This is a genomic window from Streptomyces sp. NPDC006372, from assembly GCF_040612515.1.
Taxonomy (GTDB): domain Bacteria; phylum Actinomycetota; class Actinomycetes; order Streptomycetales; family Streptomycetaceae; genus Streptomyces.
The window spans coordinates 1-14950 of sequence record NZ_JBEXQJ010000052.1 but is presented as its reverse complement, the minus strand read 5'-3'; the positions used below and the strand labels follow the sequence as shown (position 1 = coordinate 14950).

The 14950-nt window shown below is 69.7% G+C and carries 13 protein-coding genes; 3 read left to right on the top strand and 10 right to left on the bottom strand.

Features of this window, described 5'->3' with window-relative positions; all coding sequences use genetic code 11:
- Nucleotides 1–149: 149 nt before the first annotated feature.
- Nucleotides 150–1493 carry an FG-GAP and VCBS repeat-containing protein gene (locus tag ABZ016_RS39975; protein ID WP_356921684.1) on the top strand — a complete coding sequence of 448 codons (1344 nt, stop codon included), beginning with the start codon at nt 150–152 and terminating at the stop codon, nt 1491–1493.
- 938 nt (nt 1494–2431) lie between these two features.
- Entirely contained in the window at nt 2432–2854 is a 423-nt protein-coding gene (locus ABZ016_RS39970; protein ID WP_356921683.1) for a hypothetical protein, read from the top strand.
- Nucleotides 2855–3135: 281 nt separating this feature from the next.
- Here ABZ016_RS39970 and ABZ016_RS39965 read toward each other — a convergent pair whose 3' ends face one another.
- The 6 genes from ABZ016_RS39965 to ABZ016_RS39940 form a co-directional block, all read right to left on the bottom strand.
- Entirely contained in the window at nt 3136–4191 is a 1056-nt protein-coding gene (locus tag ABZ016_RS39965) for an acyl-CoA dehydrogenase family protein (protein ID WP_356921682.1), read from the bottom strand.
- 11 nt (nt 4192–4202) lie between these two features.
- Nucleotides 4203–5246, bottom strand: coding sequence for a peroxidase-related enzyme (locus ABZ016_RS39960; RefSeq protein ID WP_356921681.1), 1044 nt, complete (start codon nt 5244–5246; stop codon nt 4203–4205).
- Nucleotides 5247–5304: 58 nt separating this feature from the next.
- Entirely contained in the window at nt 5305–6246 is a 942-nt protein-coding gene (locus tag ABZ016_RS39955) for a sugar ABC transporter permease (protein WP_356921680.1), read from the bottom strand.
- Entirely contained in the window at nt 6243–7073 is an 831-nt protein-coding gene (locus ABZ016_RS39950; RefSeq protein WP_356921679.1) for a carbohydrate ABC transporter permease, read from the bottom strand. Before ABZ016_RS39950 ends, ABZ016_RS39955 begins: the two co-directional genes overlap by 4 nt.
- Complete coding sequence (locus ABZ016_RS39945) at nt 7070–8470, bottom strand: extracellular solute-binding protein (protein WP_356921678.1); 1401 nt, start codon at nt 8468–8470, stop codon at nt 7070–7072. Before ABZ016_RS39945 ends, ABZ016_RS39950 begins: the two co-directional genes overlap by 4 nt.
- Before the next feature lie 365 nt (nt 8471–8835).
- Nucleotides 8836–9459 carry a TetR/AcrR family transcriptional regulator gene (locus tag ABZ016_RS39940; protein ID WP_356921709.1) on the bottom strand — a complete coding sequence of 208 codons (624 nt, stop codon included), beginning with the start codon at nt 9457–9459 and terminating at the stop codon, nt 8836–8838.
- A gap of 1169 nt (nt 9460–10628) precedes the next feature.
- On the opposite strand from ABZ016_RS39940, the gene ABZ016_RS39935 reads away from it, so the two are divergent.
- Entirely contained in the window at nt 10629–11561 is a 933-nt protein-coding gene (locus ABZ016_RS39935) for an alpha/beta hydrolase (protein WP_356921677.1), read from the top strand.
- A gap of 120 nt (nt 11562–11681) precedes the next feature.
- Here ABZ016_RS39935 and ABZ016_RS39930 read toward each other — a convergent pair whose 3' ends face one another.
- From ABZ016_RS39930 to ABZ016_RS39915, 4 genes are all read right to left on the bottom strand, one after another.
- Nucleotides 11682–12074 carry a MerR family transcriptional regulator gene (locus tag ABZ016_RS39930; protein WP_356921676.1) on the bottom strand — a complete coding sequence of 131 codons (393 nt, stop codon included), beginning with the start codon at nt 12072–12074 and terminating at the stop codon, nt 11682–11684.
- Between the two features lie 46 nt (nt 12075–12120).
- Nucleotides 12121–13170 (bottom strand): NADP-dependent oxidoreductase, encoded by a 1050-nt coding sequence (locus ABZ016_RS39925; protein WP_356921675.1) that lies wholly within the window; start codon nt 13168–13170, stop codon nt 12121–12123.
- Nucleotides 13171–14002: 832 nt separating this feature from the next.
- On the bottom strand, nt 14003–14362 hold the full coding sequence (locus tag ABZ016_RS39920) for a DoxX family protein (protein ID WP_356921674.1): 360 nt from the start codon (nt 14360–14362) through the stop codon (nt 14003–14005).
- A gap of 354 nt (nt 14363–14716) precedes the next feature.
- Nucleotides 14717–14950: alpha/beta fold hydrolase (locus tag ABZ016_RS39915; protein WP_356921673.1), on the bottom strand; the 234-nt coding region annotated here is incomplete at its 5' end.

The following is a 14950-nucleotide window of genomic DNA, read 5'->3' as shown; positions in this document are numbered from 1 at the left end:
CACCTGAGCCGCGTGGACGTCGCCGTCCTGAACGACGTGGACCCGCCGTACCATGGGCCGGAACGGAGGCCGGGCCGCCGAGCATCGCCCCCGTAACGAAATGATCAGCTTCCTTGTGCAGGCGGCGTCCACGCCCGTGAAGTGGGCTGATGCACTTTCCGACAACAGGCGGTCCGTTCCTCCGCCACCTGCGCATGTGGCACGCCGTGGCGGCCTTTCTCGTGGTGGTGGCCGTGGTGGCGTTCCTCGTCCTTCTCCCGTCCGACGGCGCGCGCTCGGTGCCCAACAGCCCCTGCCGACCAGCCGATTCGGCACACGAGGACCCGCCCGCGGCCCCCGACCTCGACGGGGACGGCTTCGTCGATCTGGTGCACGAGTTCTCCGACACGGCGGAGAACTTCGACGTGACCGTCGTGCCCGGCTCCGAGCACGGTCCGGACCACGACCGCACGAGCGTTCTCACCCACGACGACCTCGGTCTGCCGGACGACGTCCAGACGGGCGATGACCCGTGGCAGCCCACGGTCGCCGACCTGGATGAGGACGGCCACGCCGACCTCATCGTCAGCGGCGCCGCCCAGGTCCTGTGGGGAGGCCCCAAGGGCCCGCAGGCCGGCGGACCGCACGGGCGCGTCCCACTGCCGGGCAGCGGATACGACACCGCGCCGATCGCCGGCGACTTCGACGGGGACGGCCACACCGACCTCGCGGCCTTCAGGGACTCGAACGAGGATCAGGAACTGGTCGTCCTCAAGGGACCGTTCAAGCGCTCCGGCGCACCCACCCGGACCGTGGAGATCCCCAGCCCGGTCCACGAGGGCGCCTCACCCGTGCTGGTCGCCGGGGACGCGAACGACGACCGCGCCACCGATCTCTCGCTCTACGACTCCCCGTGGGATCCGCCCCTGCTGTTCACCGGCGGCGCCCGTACCGCCGGAGGCCTGAGCAAGGAGCCCGAGCGGCTGCCGGAGGGCGAGAACGTCGTCTTCGGCGACTTCGACGGCGACGGGAGGCAGGACATCGCCATCGGCCGGAGCTTCGTCGACAGCTACGACGAGATCGACACACCCCACCAGCGCGGCCAGGTCAGCGTCCGCTACGGGAAAGAGCCGGGGAAGTGGGTCACCATGGAGGGCGGCGACTTCAAGGAGGGCTTCGGCACCAGGCTCGCCGCCGGAGACATCAACGGCGATGGCTGCGACGACCTGGCCGTACAGCTCACCAAGAAGAAGGAAACGGGGGACGCGCGGATCGAGGTGCTGCGGGGCGGCTCCGAGCACGGCCTCGGGTCGAAGCCCTGGCGCGACACCAAGCGCTCCGTGCCAGGTGACGACGGCCCCGTCGACGGCACGCTCTTCGCCGTCCACGACTTCGACGGCGACGGCCGCGCAGAACTGGCCCTTCTCAGCGGGAACAAATGGTGGATCACCGACGGCACCGACCGCGACGAGGCATCCTTCCCGGTCACCCCCAGCAACGACCAAGGTTCGTAGGCACACGCTCGTTGCCCCCGGGCCCGTGGTTCCGGGCCAGCAACAGGTGACCGGGAGGGAGGCGCCCACCGGGAGGCCTGCACGTGTACCGGGGGGAGAGGGGCCTGGCCCCTCCTTCCCCTGTCACCTTGTCGGGCGCCCAGGGCGAGGCTGGTGACGTGATGGATGCGGCTGTCGCTGGAGAACCGACGGAATTCTCCGACCGCTGAAACGTGGAGGCTGGTGGGTGAAAATCCCGCGCCGATATGCGGAAATTCCCCGCATACCTACAACGGGTCGTTGCGGTTCTCGCCTGTGGCGGGGCCCGCGACATCAACCAGACGCTGAAGTCACCAGCCCCCTTAGACGCCGTTTCTAAGCCCGTCCAGCCGCCTGACCCCGCGCCCGTCCCGCAGCAGCCCGCCGTGGGTGCCGGCCTGACCGCCGCGATAGGCCAGGGCGCTGAGGTAGCACCACCAGTGGCTGGCGGAATCAAGCTACGAGAGCAGCTGCGTACGACTCGGGCTGGTGACCCCAGCGCGGCCAAGCGGCAGGTCACCAGCCCGTTTCCGACAAGCGAGTCGACACTGCCACGCTCCACCTTTCTACGGGCGCTGGAAAGACGACGTCTCTCCTTGGGCTTCTGGATGGCGCAGCGCGCGGCTTGTTGATGCCAGGGCTTGAACCGTCTCGGAAACCCCTCGACCGAGCCGCAACGCGCAGGGTGACCCACGACGATGGGGAGCACAGTAGGCGCAGGATCGTCGTGGACAGGACCCCCATGGTCCTGCTCACGAGTTCCGACGGCAGATGTGCACGACATCGGGAGGCGCACCGCCCGGTCCGTGGTCGATGTTCACGAGAGCGGGAGGCACCTCGTCTTCGCTTCCCCCGGCCGGGTGGAGGTGGGCGTCGGCGGGGCCACTCGCCGACTTCAGCGCACCCCATAGGGTGGTCTGATGTTCGATCGTTTGAAGATCCAGGTGCTGCCGCCGGGACGCCGGTTCGCTGCCCAGTTGCGGTTCTGGCTCAATGGCGAGGACGTGATCGAAGGGGCGGTCTACGCGGGCGGCCGTGGGCCGTTCGCGGCTGATGTGCTGCCTGCTGGCCGGCCCAGCCTCCTGCGGGCGGCCAGCGAGGCGCGCCGTCTGGAGCTGGGGGAACCGGAGTGCACCGGCGGTTGCTGCGGTTTCCTGTCCGTCGTCGTGCAGCGGTTCGGGGACATCGTGCTGTGGTCGGACTGGCAGGTTCCGCACGCCCCCGTCTCCCCGCCGCCGGAGTTCCACTTTGACGCCGAACAGTACGACGCCGAACTGGCTCGCGCCGAGGCAGAGCGGTGGTGGCAGGTCCACACGAGTCCAGCACGGCGTCCGTTCTCGTGAACAGAGCCATCCCCGCCGACGCGGGGGTGTTCCGTTGTGGCTACGTCCGGTCAGTGTCCGGTGCGTTTCCTCCGATGGTGTCAGCGTCCCAGGACTTTGATTGGCTTCAGCGGGCCGGCAGTCGCTGGCGCGGAATCGCCGAGGACGGTGGCGCTTGGGGCCGTGAGGAGCGTTCTTCGTCGCACCGTGTGTTCCTTCTGCCGAATGGACCCCCGTGGTTGAAGGGGCGGGTGGGGGCAGGGAGTTGGCGAGATGCGTGACAGCGCTGCGTGGCGACGGCGTCAGGAGCGCAGCGCCCTCAGATGGGCGTCACGGACCTCGGTGGTCTGGCCCTGGATGACGAGGAACAGGCCCTCCCTGGCGAGGCGCTGGGCCGGGTGGGTCAGGCCGAAGGCGCGGCCCCCGCCCCCGGCGATCGCGGCCGTGGTGGCGGCGCGCATCAGGTCGTAGGCCCGTGTCTTGACCGCGAGCCTGTCGTCCAGGCGTTCGGCGGGCGGGACCTCGTCGACCAGGGCGTAGGCGTCGCGGCGCGCCGCGTCCAGGCGGGTCCGCAGGGTGCCCGCCGTCTCCTTCGCCTCCCCGTCGCCGGACGCCTCGAGAAGGTCGAGCGCGGCGCGGGCCACGCCGAAGACGGCCGGGTTGGTGTTGGTGTTCTTCGGGCGGTCCTCCGTCGCCCAGCGCTCGTACGGCAGGCGCACCGCCACCGCCTCGTCGGGCACCACGAGCCCGTCGAGCAGCAGCCCGACCGTGCGCGAACCGGTGAGCGCGGCGAGCTGGAGCGGGGCCGTGGCGGTGAGGCCGGGCTGTTCGTGGGCACCGGCGATGCCGAAGACCACTTCGCCGTCCTCGGTCGCGCCGCCCAGCAGGACCACCTCGTTCAGACCCCAGCCGGTGTACCACGGGACGCGCCCGTCGAAGCGCCAGCCGCCCGCCACCCGGGTGGCCCGCGCGGGCAGCTTCGGGTAGGCGCGCAGGTGCGAGAAGGCGATCCCGGCGAGGGTCGTGCCGTCGCTCAGCGGGCGCAGCCAGCGCTCGCGCGCCGCCTCCTCCCCGGCGGCCAGGGTGCGCACCGGCGTGTGGTGCTGGGCCTGGACGAAGAACGTCGAGCAGCAGGCGCCGGCCAGGATCTCGGCGATCTCCCGGCCGACGGCCGCCGGGGCCTGCGCGCCGCCGTACGCCGCCGGGGCGGCCACACCCAGCACGCCCGACGCCTTGACGGCGGCGATGGCCTCGGGTGTGACGCCCTCCCGGTCGTGCGCCTCGGCGGCGGGGGCGAGGACGTCGTCGGCCAGGCGGCGGGCGGCCGTGACGAGGGGGTGGTCGAGCGTGGCGGTCATGCGGGTTCTCCTCAGTCGGTGGTACGGGGCTCGCCCAGGGTGAGCATCAGGCGGTTGGCCCAGGCGAAGACGGCGACGACGTGCACGAGGTCCAGGATCTCGGTGTCGTCCAGCCCGGCGTCCGTGCGCAGCGCTGTGAGGTCGAGCGGCGGGCCCGGCTCCCGGGTGAGGCGTACGGCGAAGTCGACCACGGCACGCCGCCGTGCCGTGCCCAGTTCGGCGTCGGGGCCGTCGTCGAGGATGGCCTGCGCCGGACCGGCGTCCTTGTTGAGCTGTGTGAAGCGGCGCGCGTGCACGGACGCGCAGTACACGCAGCCGTTGACGTGGGAGACGGCGAGCGCGGCGATCTCCCGGTCGCGACGGTCGAGGCCGCGCGGTGCGTACATGATCGCGTTGTAGAGCCGTGAGCGTTCGCGCAGCGCCGTCACGTCGTGGACGAGCGCCAGGTAGTACGGCGAGGTCTTGGCCGTCGGCAGGGACTCCTCCAGGACGGCGAGCTGCTCGGGCGTGGCGCGGTCCACGTCGACCGTCTCCACCCAGGCGTCCCACTCCAGCGCGTCGAGCGTGAACGGGCGGCCCTCGCTCGCCACTTCGTAGGCGGGCACCTCCGCACCCTCCGCGGGGAGCCCGCCGAGCGCCCGCAGCCCGGCCGCGAGTCGCGTCTGGTAAGTGACGAACGCGACGAGCTGCGAGGCCGCGACGACCTCGGGGGCGCTCCAGCCCGCCTCCGTCAGGGCCGCGATGTCCTTCGGGCCCGCCTTGGACGGGGCGAGGACGAGGAGTTCGGCGTGGCGCCGCAGGGCGGTGAAGCGCCCTGACGGGGCGGGGGCGGGTGCAGGGCCGAGGGCCCGGTAGTGCGCGGCCAGCGCCGGCGCGCCGTCCAGCTCGGCGGCGTGGGCGGCGAGCGCCGCGCGCTCGGCGCGGGGCAGGCCGTCGGTGCCGGGCAGGAGCGCGTCATGGGTGCCCTGGGTGTGGACGTACGCCTTGTCGCGGTAGGTCCGCAGGGCGGCGGGTGTGCCGGCGACGGTGTCGATCACGTCATGCGTTTCGGACACGGCGGGTGATGCCTTTCTGTGGAGTGTGAGGGGCGTGCTCAGCCCGTGAGGGGGCTGCTCAGCCCGTCGCGTCCTCGCTCGCCCGGTACGCGCGCAGGTACAGGCGCGCGCCCGCGACCAGGAGGATCGCCACGCACACCGCCAGCGCGGAGGCGAGGCCGAGGTCCTGGTCGGCGAAGGCCAGCTTTCTGATCTCCAGCGGGACGGTGGTCGAGGTGTCCATCGGGCCGCCGCCGGAGAGCAGATAGGGCAGGTCGAAGTCGTAGGCCGTCCAGATCGTGCGCATCAGCAGGGCGACGAGCAGCGCCGGGGCGATCCACGGCAGCGTCACGTACCGGAAGACCCCGAACCGCCCGGCGCCGTCCAGTGCCGCCGCCTCGCGCAGCTCGCTCGGGAGGGTCTGGAGGCGGGCGAGGACGACGATCACGATGAACGGCACGTACTTCCAGCAGTTCACGACGACCAGGGCGGACATCACCATGGCCGGGTCGGCGAAGGGGTTGATGAGGGTGTCGCTCAGCCCGAGCGTCCGCAGCAGGTAACCGGCCATTCCCGAGGTGTCGTTGAAGGCGAAGCGGAAGACCATCGCGGCGACCACGGCGGGGACGACGTACGGGAAGAGCACGAGCCCGCGCGCCAGGGTCTGGCCGCGCAGCCCGGCGTTGAGGAGCAGCGCTACGGCGACCCCTGCGACGGCCTGGACCGCGATGTTCCCCGCGACCCATAGCACGCTGCGCCCGAACGCGCCGCGCACGGCCGGGTCCTCCCACAGGCGGCGGTAGTTGTCCAGGCCGAGGAAGGTGTGCTCGCGGGTGAGGAAGTCGACGTGGAAGAAGCTGTCGAAGACGGAGGCGAGGAAGGGGTAGACGGCGAAGACGAGCAGCAGCAGGAGCGCGGGGACCAGCATGAGGGTGCCGAGCGCGCGGTCGGACAGGCCACGGCGCGGGGCGCGGTCGTCCGACCGTGCGGCGGTGGGGTTGGTGCGGTACACGGCAGTCACTTCACGGCCCCCTGTCCGATGCCGCCGACGAGGAACTTCTGGACGATCACGAACAGCACCAGCACGGGCGCGACCACGATCAGGGCGGCGGCCATCAGCACGCCCCACGAGTAGACGCTCGTCTGGTCCATGAGCAGCGAGAGCCCCGGGCTGAGCGTCAGCTTGTCCGGCTCGGCCATCAGGGTGGAGGCGAAGAGGTACTCGCTCCAGGCCGCGTTGAAGGCGAACACGGCGGTCGCGATCAGGCCCGGCACGGACTGCGGCAGCACCACCCGTACGAACGCGCCGAACCGGGTGCAGCCGTCGACCATCGCCGCGTCCTCCAGTTCGATCGTGAGCCCGTGGAAGTACGAGCGCAGCGTCCACAGTGCGAACGGCAGCAGCGTGGCCGTGTAGATCATGATCAGCGCGAGGAGGTTGTTGGCGAGCCCGAAGCGCGCCACGAGCTGTGCGACCGGCACCAGCACCAGGATCGGCGGCACCAGGTACGCGAACAGCGACAGCTCACCGATCCACCGCAGCCCCGGTATCCGGAACCGGACGAGCGCGTACGCGGCGCAGGTGCCCAGCAGGACCACCAGCAGCGTCGAGACCGCGGACACGATCAGCGAGTTGGTGACGTAGGTGCCGAAGGACGAGATCTCGAAGAGCGTGCGGAAGTTGTCGAGCGTGAAGGCGTGCGGGAAGAACGTCGGAGGGTAGGAGATGATCTCATCGTCCGGTTTGACGGCCGTGAATACGATCCACAGCAGCGGCAGATCGGCGATGACCACGACGGCGGCCAGCGCCGCGTACTGGAGTGCGCGCCCGAGGCGGAGGGTCCTCATGCGGCCGGCCTCCACTGCGGGTTGGCCGACTGCCAGTCCCGGGCCGCGAAGGCGAACTCGTCCACGGCCCGGCGCCACGCCTGCTCAGGGTCGTCGCCGCGCAGCAGGATCGACTGCACCATCGAGGCGTCGGGCGGAGGCGGCGCCCACGCCTTGCCCGCCCAGGGGCAGGGGTTGGAGCGCTTGCCGTCGTAGACCCCGTGCACGACCGAGCCCATGGCCATGTCGGGGCTCATCGCGTGCGGGACGAGATCCAGGATGGTACGCACCCAGTCGCCGTGCTTCCTCAGGTAAGGGTCGTCAGAGACGCCGATCTCCTCGCGCATCCGGGCCTTGACGGACTTCAGCGGCGGCACCAGGTGGCCGGGGACGGTGAGCGCGAATTTCAGCGCGTTCTCCCCCGTGGTCAGCTCCTTGAGGAAGGCCCGGGCCTCGCGCCTGTGCCGGGTGTGCGCGAAGACGCTGTACTGGTTCTTGCCTCCGTACGCCAGCCGCCCGGTGCGGAACGGGCCCGCGGGCACCGGCAGCACGCCGGTGACCTCGGCGATCCGCGGGTTCTGCGCGGCGAGGTTGACGCCGAGCCTGCCCGCCATGGTCGCGAAGGCGGCCTTCCCGGAGATGTAGGTGTTCATCAGGTCCGGATAGTTGGTGTTGTACGCGCCCTTGCGCGCGTACCGCATGATCGCGACGTGCCGTTTCACGGCGTCGAGCACCTCGTCCTCGCCGAAGAGGACCTCGCCGTCCGGGCCGTAGTAGTCCCAGCCCGCCTGGTAGACGTACGGGGCGAGGAACTGGGTCGTCATCCCCGGGGTATTGCCCGCGCCGGAGGAGATGCCGTCGATGCCGTCCCTGCCGTGCAGCTCGCGCACCGCGCCGAGGAACTGGCCGTAGGTGCGCGGCGGTTCGATGCCCGCCTTGTCGAGCAGGTCCCGCCGGTAGTAGAGGACCGAGGCGTTGGCCTGGAACGGCATGGCGTAGTCCTCGCCCCGGTGCACGATGCGGGTGCCGGGCAGGAAGTCGTCCTCGCCGATGTCCTCGATCATGCCGGTGAGGGGCAGCAGATAGCCCTTGACGGCCCAGTCGAGGATGTTCGCGGCGGGCGGTGCGAAGACCCCGATGTCGGTGCCGGTCTGCATGGCCGTCTGGAGGTACTGGAGCTGGTTCTCGTCCGAGTACAGCGTCATCTTCACGGTGACACCGGGATGTTCGTGCTCGAACTTCCGGATCACGGAGCGGTAGAGGGCGAGCGACTTGGGGTCCGACTCGGTCGTGTAGAAGGGCACGACCTTCTCCCCGGAGCCGTCGCCGGCGCCACAAGCCGACAGCAGTGAGGAGCCGATAGGGATGGCGGCGGCCAGCGTGAGCAGGCCGCGCCGCGATACGCGGGCGGAGGGCATGGCGGTCCAGGGGAAGTGCGAAGGCAGAACTGGCGGCGCGGGAAGGGACCGCTCAACATCCCGTGGAAGTGGACCGGCGCAAGTCGAGGTACCGGCGCTTGGTGAGAAGCGAAGACCGCACGACCGCCCCCTCAGATACTTGTTGCGATACAGATGGATCTTGAAGCTATGCGGTTGCCGGTCCGCTGTCAAAGGGCTGGTAAAGAGCGCCCCCTCCTCCCCCGGTAGCTCCCGGTCCCCCGCCACGTCCAGGATGTCCGGTTCCGCCGCCGTCCATCGCCCCGAAGAGGCTCGACCAGACCCGGAAACGACAAAGATCCCGACCGATCATGAAAATCGGCGGGATCTCGTCAACCGGCCTTGAGCTAACTCAAGAACGGCCGCACCACGACTGCCTCGGATGCCGCCCGGGCGATGGTGTCCGCCACCGTTGTGCATGCGAGTCGGGCCACGGAGCGCAGTTCGGCGTCCGAGGTGCCGGCACGGCTCAGTACGGCCAGCGACTGGTTGACGGCGACGACGAACGTGGCGAGCTCGTCGAGCGTCCGGCTGTCGGCCGAGGAGTCCGCCAGTGCCACACGTACCCGTTGGCGCTGCACGTCGAGCAGGCCACGCACCTGCATGGCGTTCTCCTCCTTCAGCGTCAGTGACTGCGCGGCGGACTGGGCGACGAGACATCCCACGGGGACCGACGGGTCGGCGATACGGCTGAGGACGACATCGAAGAATGCCTCGACCGCCCGTACCGGGTCACCGGGGTGTGCCGCGAGCGCCTGCTCATACTGCGCGCCGTAAATCGACGCGTAGCGGTCCAGGCACTTGCCGAACAGCGTCTCCTTGTTGCCGAAGGTGCCGTAGAGGGAGCCGCGGCCGAGGCCGGTGGCCGAACCGAGGGCATCGAGTGAGGCGTCTGGGTATCCGCGCTGCCAGAACACCCGCATGGCCTGGTCCAGGGCCGCGCTGATGTCGAACTGCTTCCGGCCGGACACAGCGTCCACCTCCTCCTGTACGTCCCTGCGGTGATCCTACTCGCATCTTGGATCGATCGGTCAACATATCTTTGACCGATCGATCCAAGATGGTTAGCGTGAAGGTCCCGGTTGTCGCACTCGAAAGGCCGTACCATGACCGACCACATAGCGTCGGACGTCCGCGTGCGGACTGTTCCGCCTGTCGGGCGGACGCCGATCGCGCGCCGGGTCCTGGCTCGTAGCCGCTGCGTACACCGTGGTCATGCTGGGCGGGACGCTGCCGATTCCGCTGTATGTGCCCTGGGCGCCACAGATGGGCTTCGGGCCCTTCACCACCACGCTGGTCTTCGCCGTCTACGCCGTGGGGACCGCGCCGGCACCGAAGGTGTTCGCGTCGCTGTCCGACCGTGTGGGCCGCCGTCCTCTCCCCGGCCGCCGCCGTACTCGCCGCGGCCACGAGCACAGCGTCTTCACTGCCACAGGGGCCGCGGCACTGGGCGAGCCGGCCGGAGCCGAGCGCACCCGACTGGTGTCGACCGTCTCCACGGCGGCGAACATGGGCAGGCTGGGGCTGGGCACCATCGTCGCGGGCCTGTTCGCACAATACGGGAGCGAACCCCACGCACCTGGCGTTCTGGGCTTACCTCGCCGGCCTGGTCCCAGGGCTTGTGGCCGTCATCTCACCCCGGAGACCGTCACGTCCCGCCAGCGCCCTGTGATGCCCATGCGCCGCCCGGCCTTTCCCGACCGGCGGGCAGCCCGGACCGGGTTCCTGAGAGCGGCCACGGCTGTCCGCGCCGCGTTCGCGGTCAGTGGACTGTTCTCGTCTCTCGTACCCTCCTTTCTCCGTGAACAGTTGCACGTCCACAACGTCGCAGCCGTCGGCGCAGAGGTCGGTCTGCTGTTCATCGTCGCCCTCATCGCGCAGGTGGCCGCCCGGAGCGGCGGACCTCCGGGCGCCGGCCGACGTCGGCGTTCCTCGTGGCGCGTGCCGCGGTGTCCGAGGCCGGGCTGTTGGCTCCGAATGGATGCCCAGGGCAAGTCCATGGCGGCGCTGAACACCTTGAATATTCGATTTGCTCGGAACTCGTGCACATGGGCACCGCTCTCGTCGCGTCCACCGCGCTCACGGGCCCCGCCCCGGCCGACATACCGAACCAGTACACCGATATCGATGGAGGAAAACCGTGACTGACCCGGCAACCACCACCCGTGTCCCCGACAACCCGGTCCGCGACCTGCCCCTGCACGACCTGGCCGGCTTCACCCACCGCTGGGTCGACGCGGACGGCATCCGGCTTCATGCGGTCGAGGGCGGCCAGCCAAACGGCCCAGCCGTCGCGCTGCTCGCTGGATTCCCGCAAACCTGGTGGGCATGGCGCAAGGTGATGCCCCGCCTGGCCGACCAGTTCCACGTCATCGCGATCGACCTGCCGGGCCAGGGCCACTCCGAACGCCCGGACGGCAGCTACGACACGCATACAGTCGCCGCGTACGTCCACGCCGCCGTTAAGGCACTCGGAGTGTCGACATACTGGCTGGCCGCCCACGACATCGGTGCCTGGGTCGCCTTCTCCCTCGCCCTGAAGTACGAGAGCCGGTTGCACGGCCTGGCACTGCTCGACGCCGGTATCCCGGGCATCACCCTCCCCGACACCATCCCGACCGACCCCGAGGTGGCGTGGAAGACTTGGCACTTCGCATTCCATCTCGTGCCCGACCTGCCCGAAACACTGCTCACAGGCCGTGAACGCGAGTACGTCGGCTGGTTCCTGAAGGCCAAGACCCTCGCCTCCGACACCTTCGACGACGCCGAGATCGAGCAGTACGCCGCGGCCATCACCGCTGACGGCGGACTCCGGGCTTCCCTGGCCTACTACCGGGACGCCACTGAATCGGCGCGGAAGAACCACGAGGCCCTTGAACAGCACCACCTGACGGTGCCGGTTCTCGGGATTTCCAGCAGCCACGGTTCCATCCCCGACATGGCAGCTTCCATCAAACCGTGGGCCGACAACACCACCGGGGTCGTCGTGCCGGACGCAGGCCACTTCATCCCGGACGAACAACCCGACGCCGTCGCTGCCGCTCTGGCCGGCTTCATCGCTGAAAGCGATTGACCCCGGCCACACCCACCCACCCGCTTGCCAGGCGACCGGCTCGTACCGGCTCGCCGCGATTCCCCACCCGTGGACGGACCGCTCCTGAGTCAGGTCAGCAGCGGTCAGGGGGGCGCTGGTTCAGGCTTCCTCTCTCTGCGGCACATCACTGGGCGTCGCCAACCAGGGCATCCGATGAACGAGGATGTCGCGCAGCCGTGTCAGAGCTGTGATCTTCTCCCCCAGTTCGGCCACCCGTTGTGGGCGGACGCGGTACCCGTCGGCGCACAAGGGCGAGTATGCGAAGACCTCGGGCAGATCGGTGTCGAGATAGCGCACGAAGGACTTGACGTTTTCGACGGTGAACCCTGAGGCGAGCAGATTACGGAGGTTTCGGACCCTGGTCACCGCGTGCGGGCCGTAGACGCGGTAGCCCGAGGTTGTCCGGTCGGACTCCAGTAGGCCCTGCTCCTCGTAGTAGCGCAGGGCGCGGGTCGTGGTCCCTGTCTGTGTGGCCAGTTCACCGATCAACACGCGGCCTCCTCCGGGCTGGTTGTCAGGTATGACGAATACCTTGTGGTCAACTCGTGAGGCGGACCACGGTCTTCCCGGTGTACCGGCCGCGGACGAGATCGAGGAGTGCCTCGGGTGCGCTCTCCAGCCCGTTGATCACTGTCTCGTCGTAGACGATGGATCCCTCGCGCAGCCAGTCGCGAAACTGTTCGCCGAACTCCGCGGCCCGGTCCAGGTGGTCCCACAGGATGAAGCCCCGGATGGTCAGTCGTTTGCCCAGGACACTCAGCAGGTCACCGGGGCCCTCGTCGGGGCGGGCGGTGCTCTGCCGGTTCAGGGCTCCGCAAACCACGATACGGCCGTGCACCTTCATGACCTCGATGGCGGCGCGCAGCTGCTCGCCTCCGACGTTGTCGAAGTAGACGTCGATGCCGTCCGGGGCCGCTTCGCGCAGTCGGTCGAGCACTGGGCCGTCGTGGTAGTCGAAGGCCGCATCGAACCCGAGCTTGCCGGTCACGTGGGCCACTTTGTCAGCCGAGCCGGCGCTGCCGATCACCCGGCTGGCTCCCTTGAGTCGGGCGATCTGGCCTGCCATGCTCCCGGTGGCCCCTGCTGCGCTGGAGACGAAAACGGTGTCGCCTGGCCGCAGCCCTGCCGCGTCCATGAGCCCTGTGTAGGCGACCAGGCCGAATCCCAGGTGCATGGAAGGAGTGGGGTAGGCCGCCTTGTCCACTCGGCGGAATGCACCGGCCTCGGCAGCGGCGTACTCCCGCCAGCCGAGCCGATGCATCACCAGCTCTCCCTCGCCCAGCGACGGGTCTGCCGAGGCGACCACCTCGCCGAGCGCATCCCCATACATCACCTCGCCCACCTCATAGGTTGGCATCGGCAGCGCGGACCCGCCCGCGATCAACATGAGCATGCCAGGATCGAGCGACATGAACAGGTTGCGAACCAGTACCTGGCCCGGTGCTGGGGCCGGGATGCCGACCTCGACAATCTCGAAGTCGTCGAGGGTCGGGCGCCCAACGGGCCGGGCGGCGAGTCGGACCTCCAGAGCTGTACTGGGCAGGCTGGAAAAGGCGGGCAACGTTGCGTTCGTCGCAAAGGACTTCATACTGCCGACGCTAGGCATTGACCCATGCGTGAAGGTCAACCCGTCCCACCGCTGAGGCCTCGACGCCGACCCGCGATCGTCGGATATCCCTCGCAGGGTGACGCGATTCCGGCCACTCCAACGGTCAACTGTCTGGGGCCAAGAGTCGGCCTGGCCGTTTTCACAGATCCGCATCATGTAAGCGCCCCTGCGACCCGTGTCTCGACGTCGACCGCAGCGATCATGGTCGTGCACCAAGTTCCAGGTCCCGGGGGGACTGCGGGTGTGGTCCCAGCGGGGTGAAGCCGGTATGGGCCGGACCTGGTCTTGGTCTTGGAACCATCCGCTTCGTGCTACCGGGGACGCAGACACTGGCTGCCTCGCAGCCTGTTCGTTCCTCCGACCAGCCGCCTGATGCAACAGCTGTGCGGCGGCGGGGCGCCTACGCGGATCCCGCCGCAGCATGTCAGGGAAGCGGTGGCCCGGCCCTCAACGCCGCCCCTTCCATGGCTCACTCGGCCCAGACCGTCTTGCGTGCCGGACATGGCGCTTCCCGCAGTGCTCGGCGAGATGGGCGACGAGGAGCTGGGCGTGCCCGCCCTCGTCGAAGGCGCGGGCCCGGCGCAGATGGGGGGGAACTCCGGGGCACTCCACAGCTCGGGAACCTCACGACGCAGGCACCGCGTCACGTCCGCGCTCGGATCGTCCGCTCTCGGGGCGAGCTCACGCGCGACACGGGACATGGGGCCGTCGGCCGTCAGCTCCACACTGTCGACGTTACGCCGCACGGGAGGCTCGTGAGTCATCAGGCGCCGCCGAGCCTCCGGTGCGGGATGGCGCGCAATGCGGGTTGTCAGCCGGCGGCTACCGCCACCCCGGCGTGTGCCAATGCCGCAAGGGTCAGAACGGCGGCGGGCAGCATCCGGACCGGCGGGTCGCCATGGCGCAGGTGAACCACCACTGCAGCGGCCATGAGCAGCGCCAGCCCGACGGCGGCGGCGACGCCGAGCGGGGCCGAAGCCGGTCCGAGCAACAGCCCGGCGGCTCCGGCGATCTCCAGCGTGCCGATGACGCGGTACAGGTCCGGTGACATGCCGAGGTGCGCGGCCGCCTGGCGCATGAACGGCACAGCGGCGATCTTCGCCAGTCCCAGGGGGAGGAAGTTGGCCAGGGTCGAGGGCGGGCTACTCGTCGTCCGCGGCGAGTGAGACAAAGTTCTGAGTGCAGGTCAACCGGTGAGCTTGCCTGTCCAGCAGGACATCGTCCACCGTTAGGTCGGGGCGGGGTTGGTGCCAGCGCGCGGGGTGCCGCCAGCGGGCGGCGCTGTCCCGGGCTCACGTCGACTCCGACCTCGACGACCAAGACGGGTTGCACGAGATTACGTACAGGGTCTCGCGGCTGCCCCACTCTGCGGAGAAAGTCCAGCCCGTCCACGGGTGCCCTGCCTCGGCCGGGACGAACAGCTCGACGAGGGCCCGCCCGGGCCGCGACCTGCGGCAGGGTGGTGCTGTGGCCCGTGTATGCAGGCCGCCGGCGGTGTTGGACCGCGTTCCAGCCCCGGCCTTGCTTATCCCAGCACCCGCCCGAGGAAGCCGCGCAGGTAACCCGCGACGACGTCCAGGTGACTCTCGAGCAGGAAATGACCGCCGTTTATCAGGTGCACTTCCGCGTCCTTGGCGTCGCGGGCGAAGGCCCGCGCGCCCGCGGGGCCGAAGATTTCGTCGTTGCGGCCCCACACGGCGAGCACCGGGACCTCGCTGGTGCGCAGGAACTCGTGCAGCAGCGGGTAGAGCGGGCGGTT

Bases quoted from the DNA above. Each gene is read 5' to 3' on its own strand.
- ABZ016_RS39975 (WP_356921684.1), top strand. From the start codon at position 150: ATGCACTTTCCGACAACAGGCGGTCCGTTCCTCCGCCACCTGCGCATG.
- ABZ016_RS39970 (WP_356921683.1), top strand. From the start codon at position 2,432: ATGTTCGATCGTTTGAAGATCCAGGTGCTGCCGCCGGGACGCCGGTTC.
- ABZ016_RS39965 (WP_356921682.1), bottom strand. From the start codon at position 4,191: ATGACCGCCACGCTCGACCACCCCCTCGTCACGGCCGCCCGCCGCCTG.
- ABZ016_RS39950 (WP_356921679.1), bottom strand. From the start codon at position 7,073: ATGAGGACCCTCCGCCTCGGGCGCGCACTCCAGTACGCGGCGCTGGCC.
- ABZ016_RS39945 (WP_356921678.1), bottom strand. From the start codon at position 8,470: ATGCCCTCCGCCCGCGTATCGCGGCGCGGCCTGCTCACGCTGGCCGCC.
- ABZ016_RS39925 (WP_356921675.1), bottom strand. From the start codon at position 13,170: ATGAAGTCCTTTGCGACGAACGCAACGTTGCCCGCCTTTTCCAGCCTG.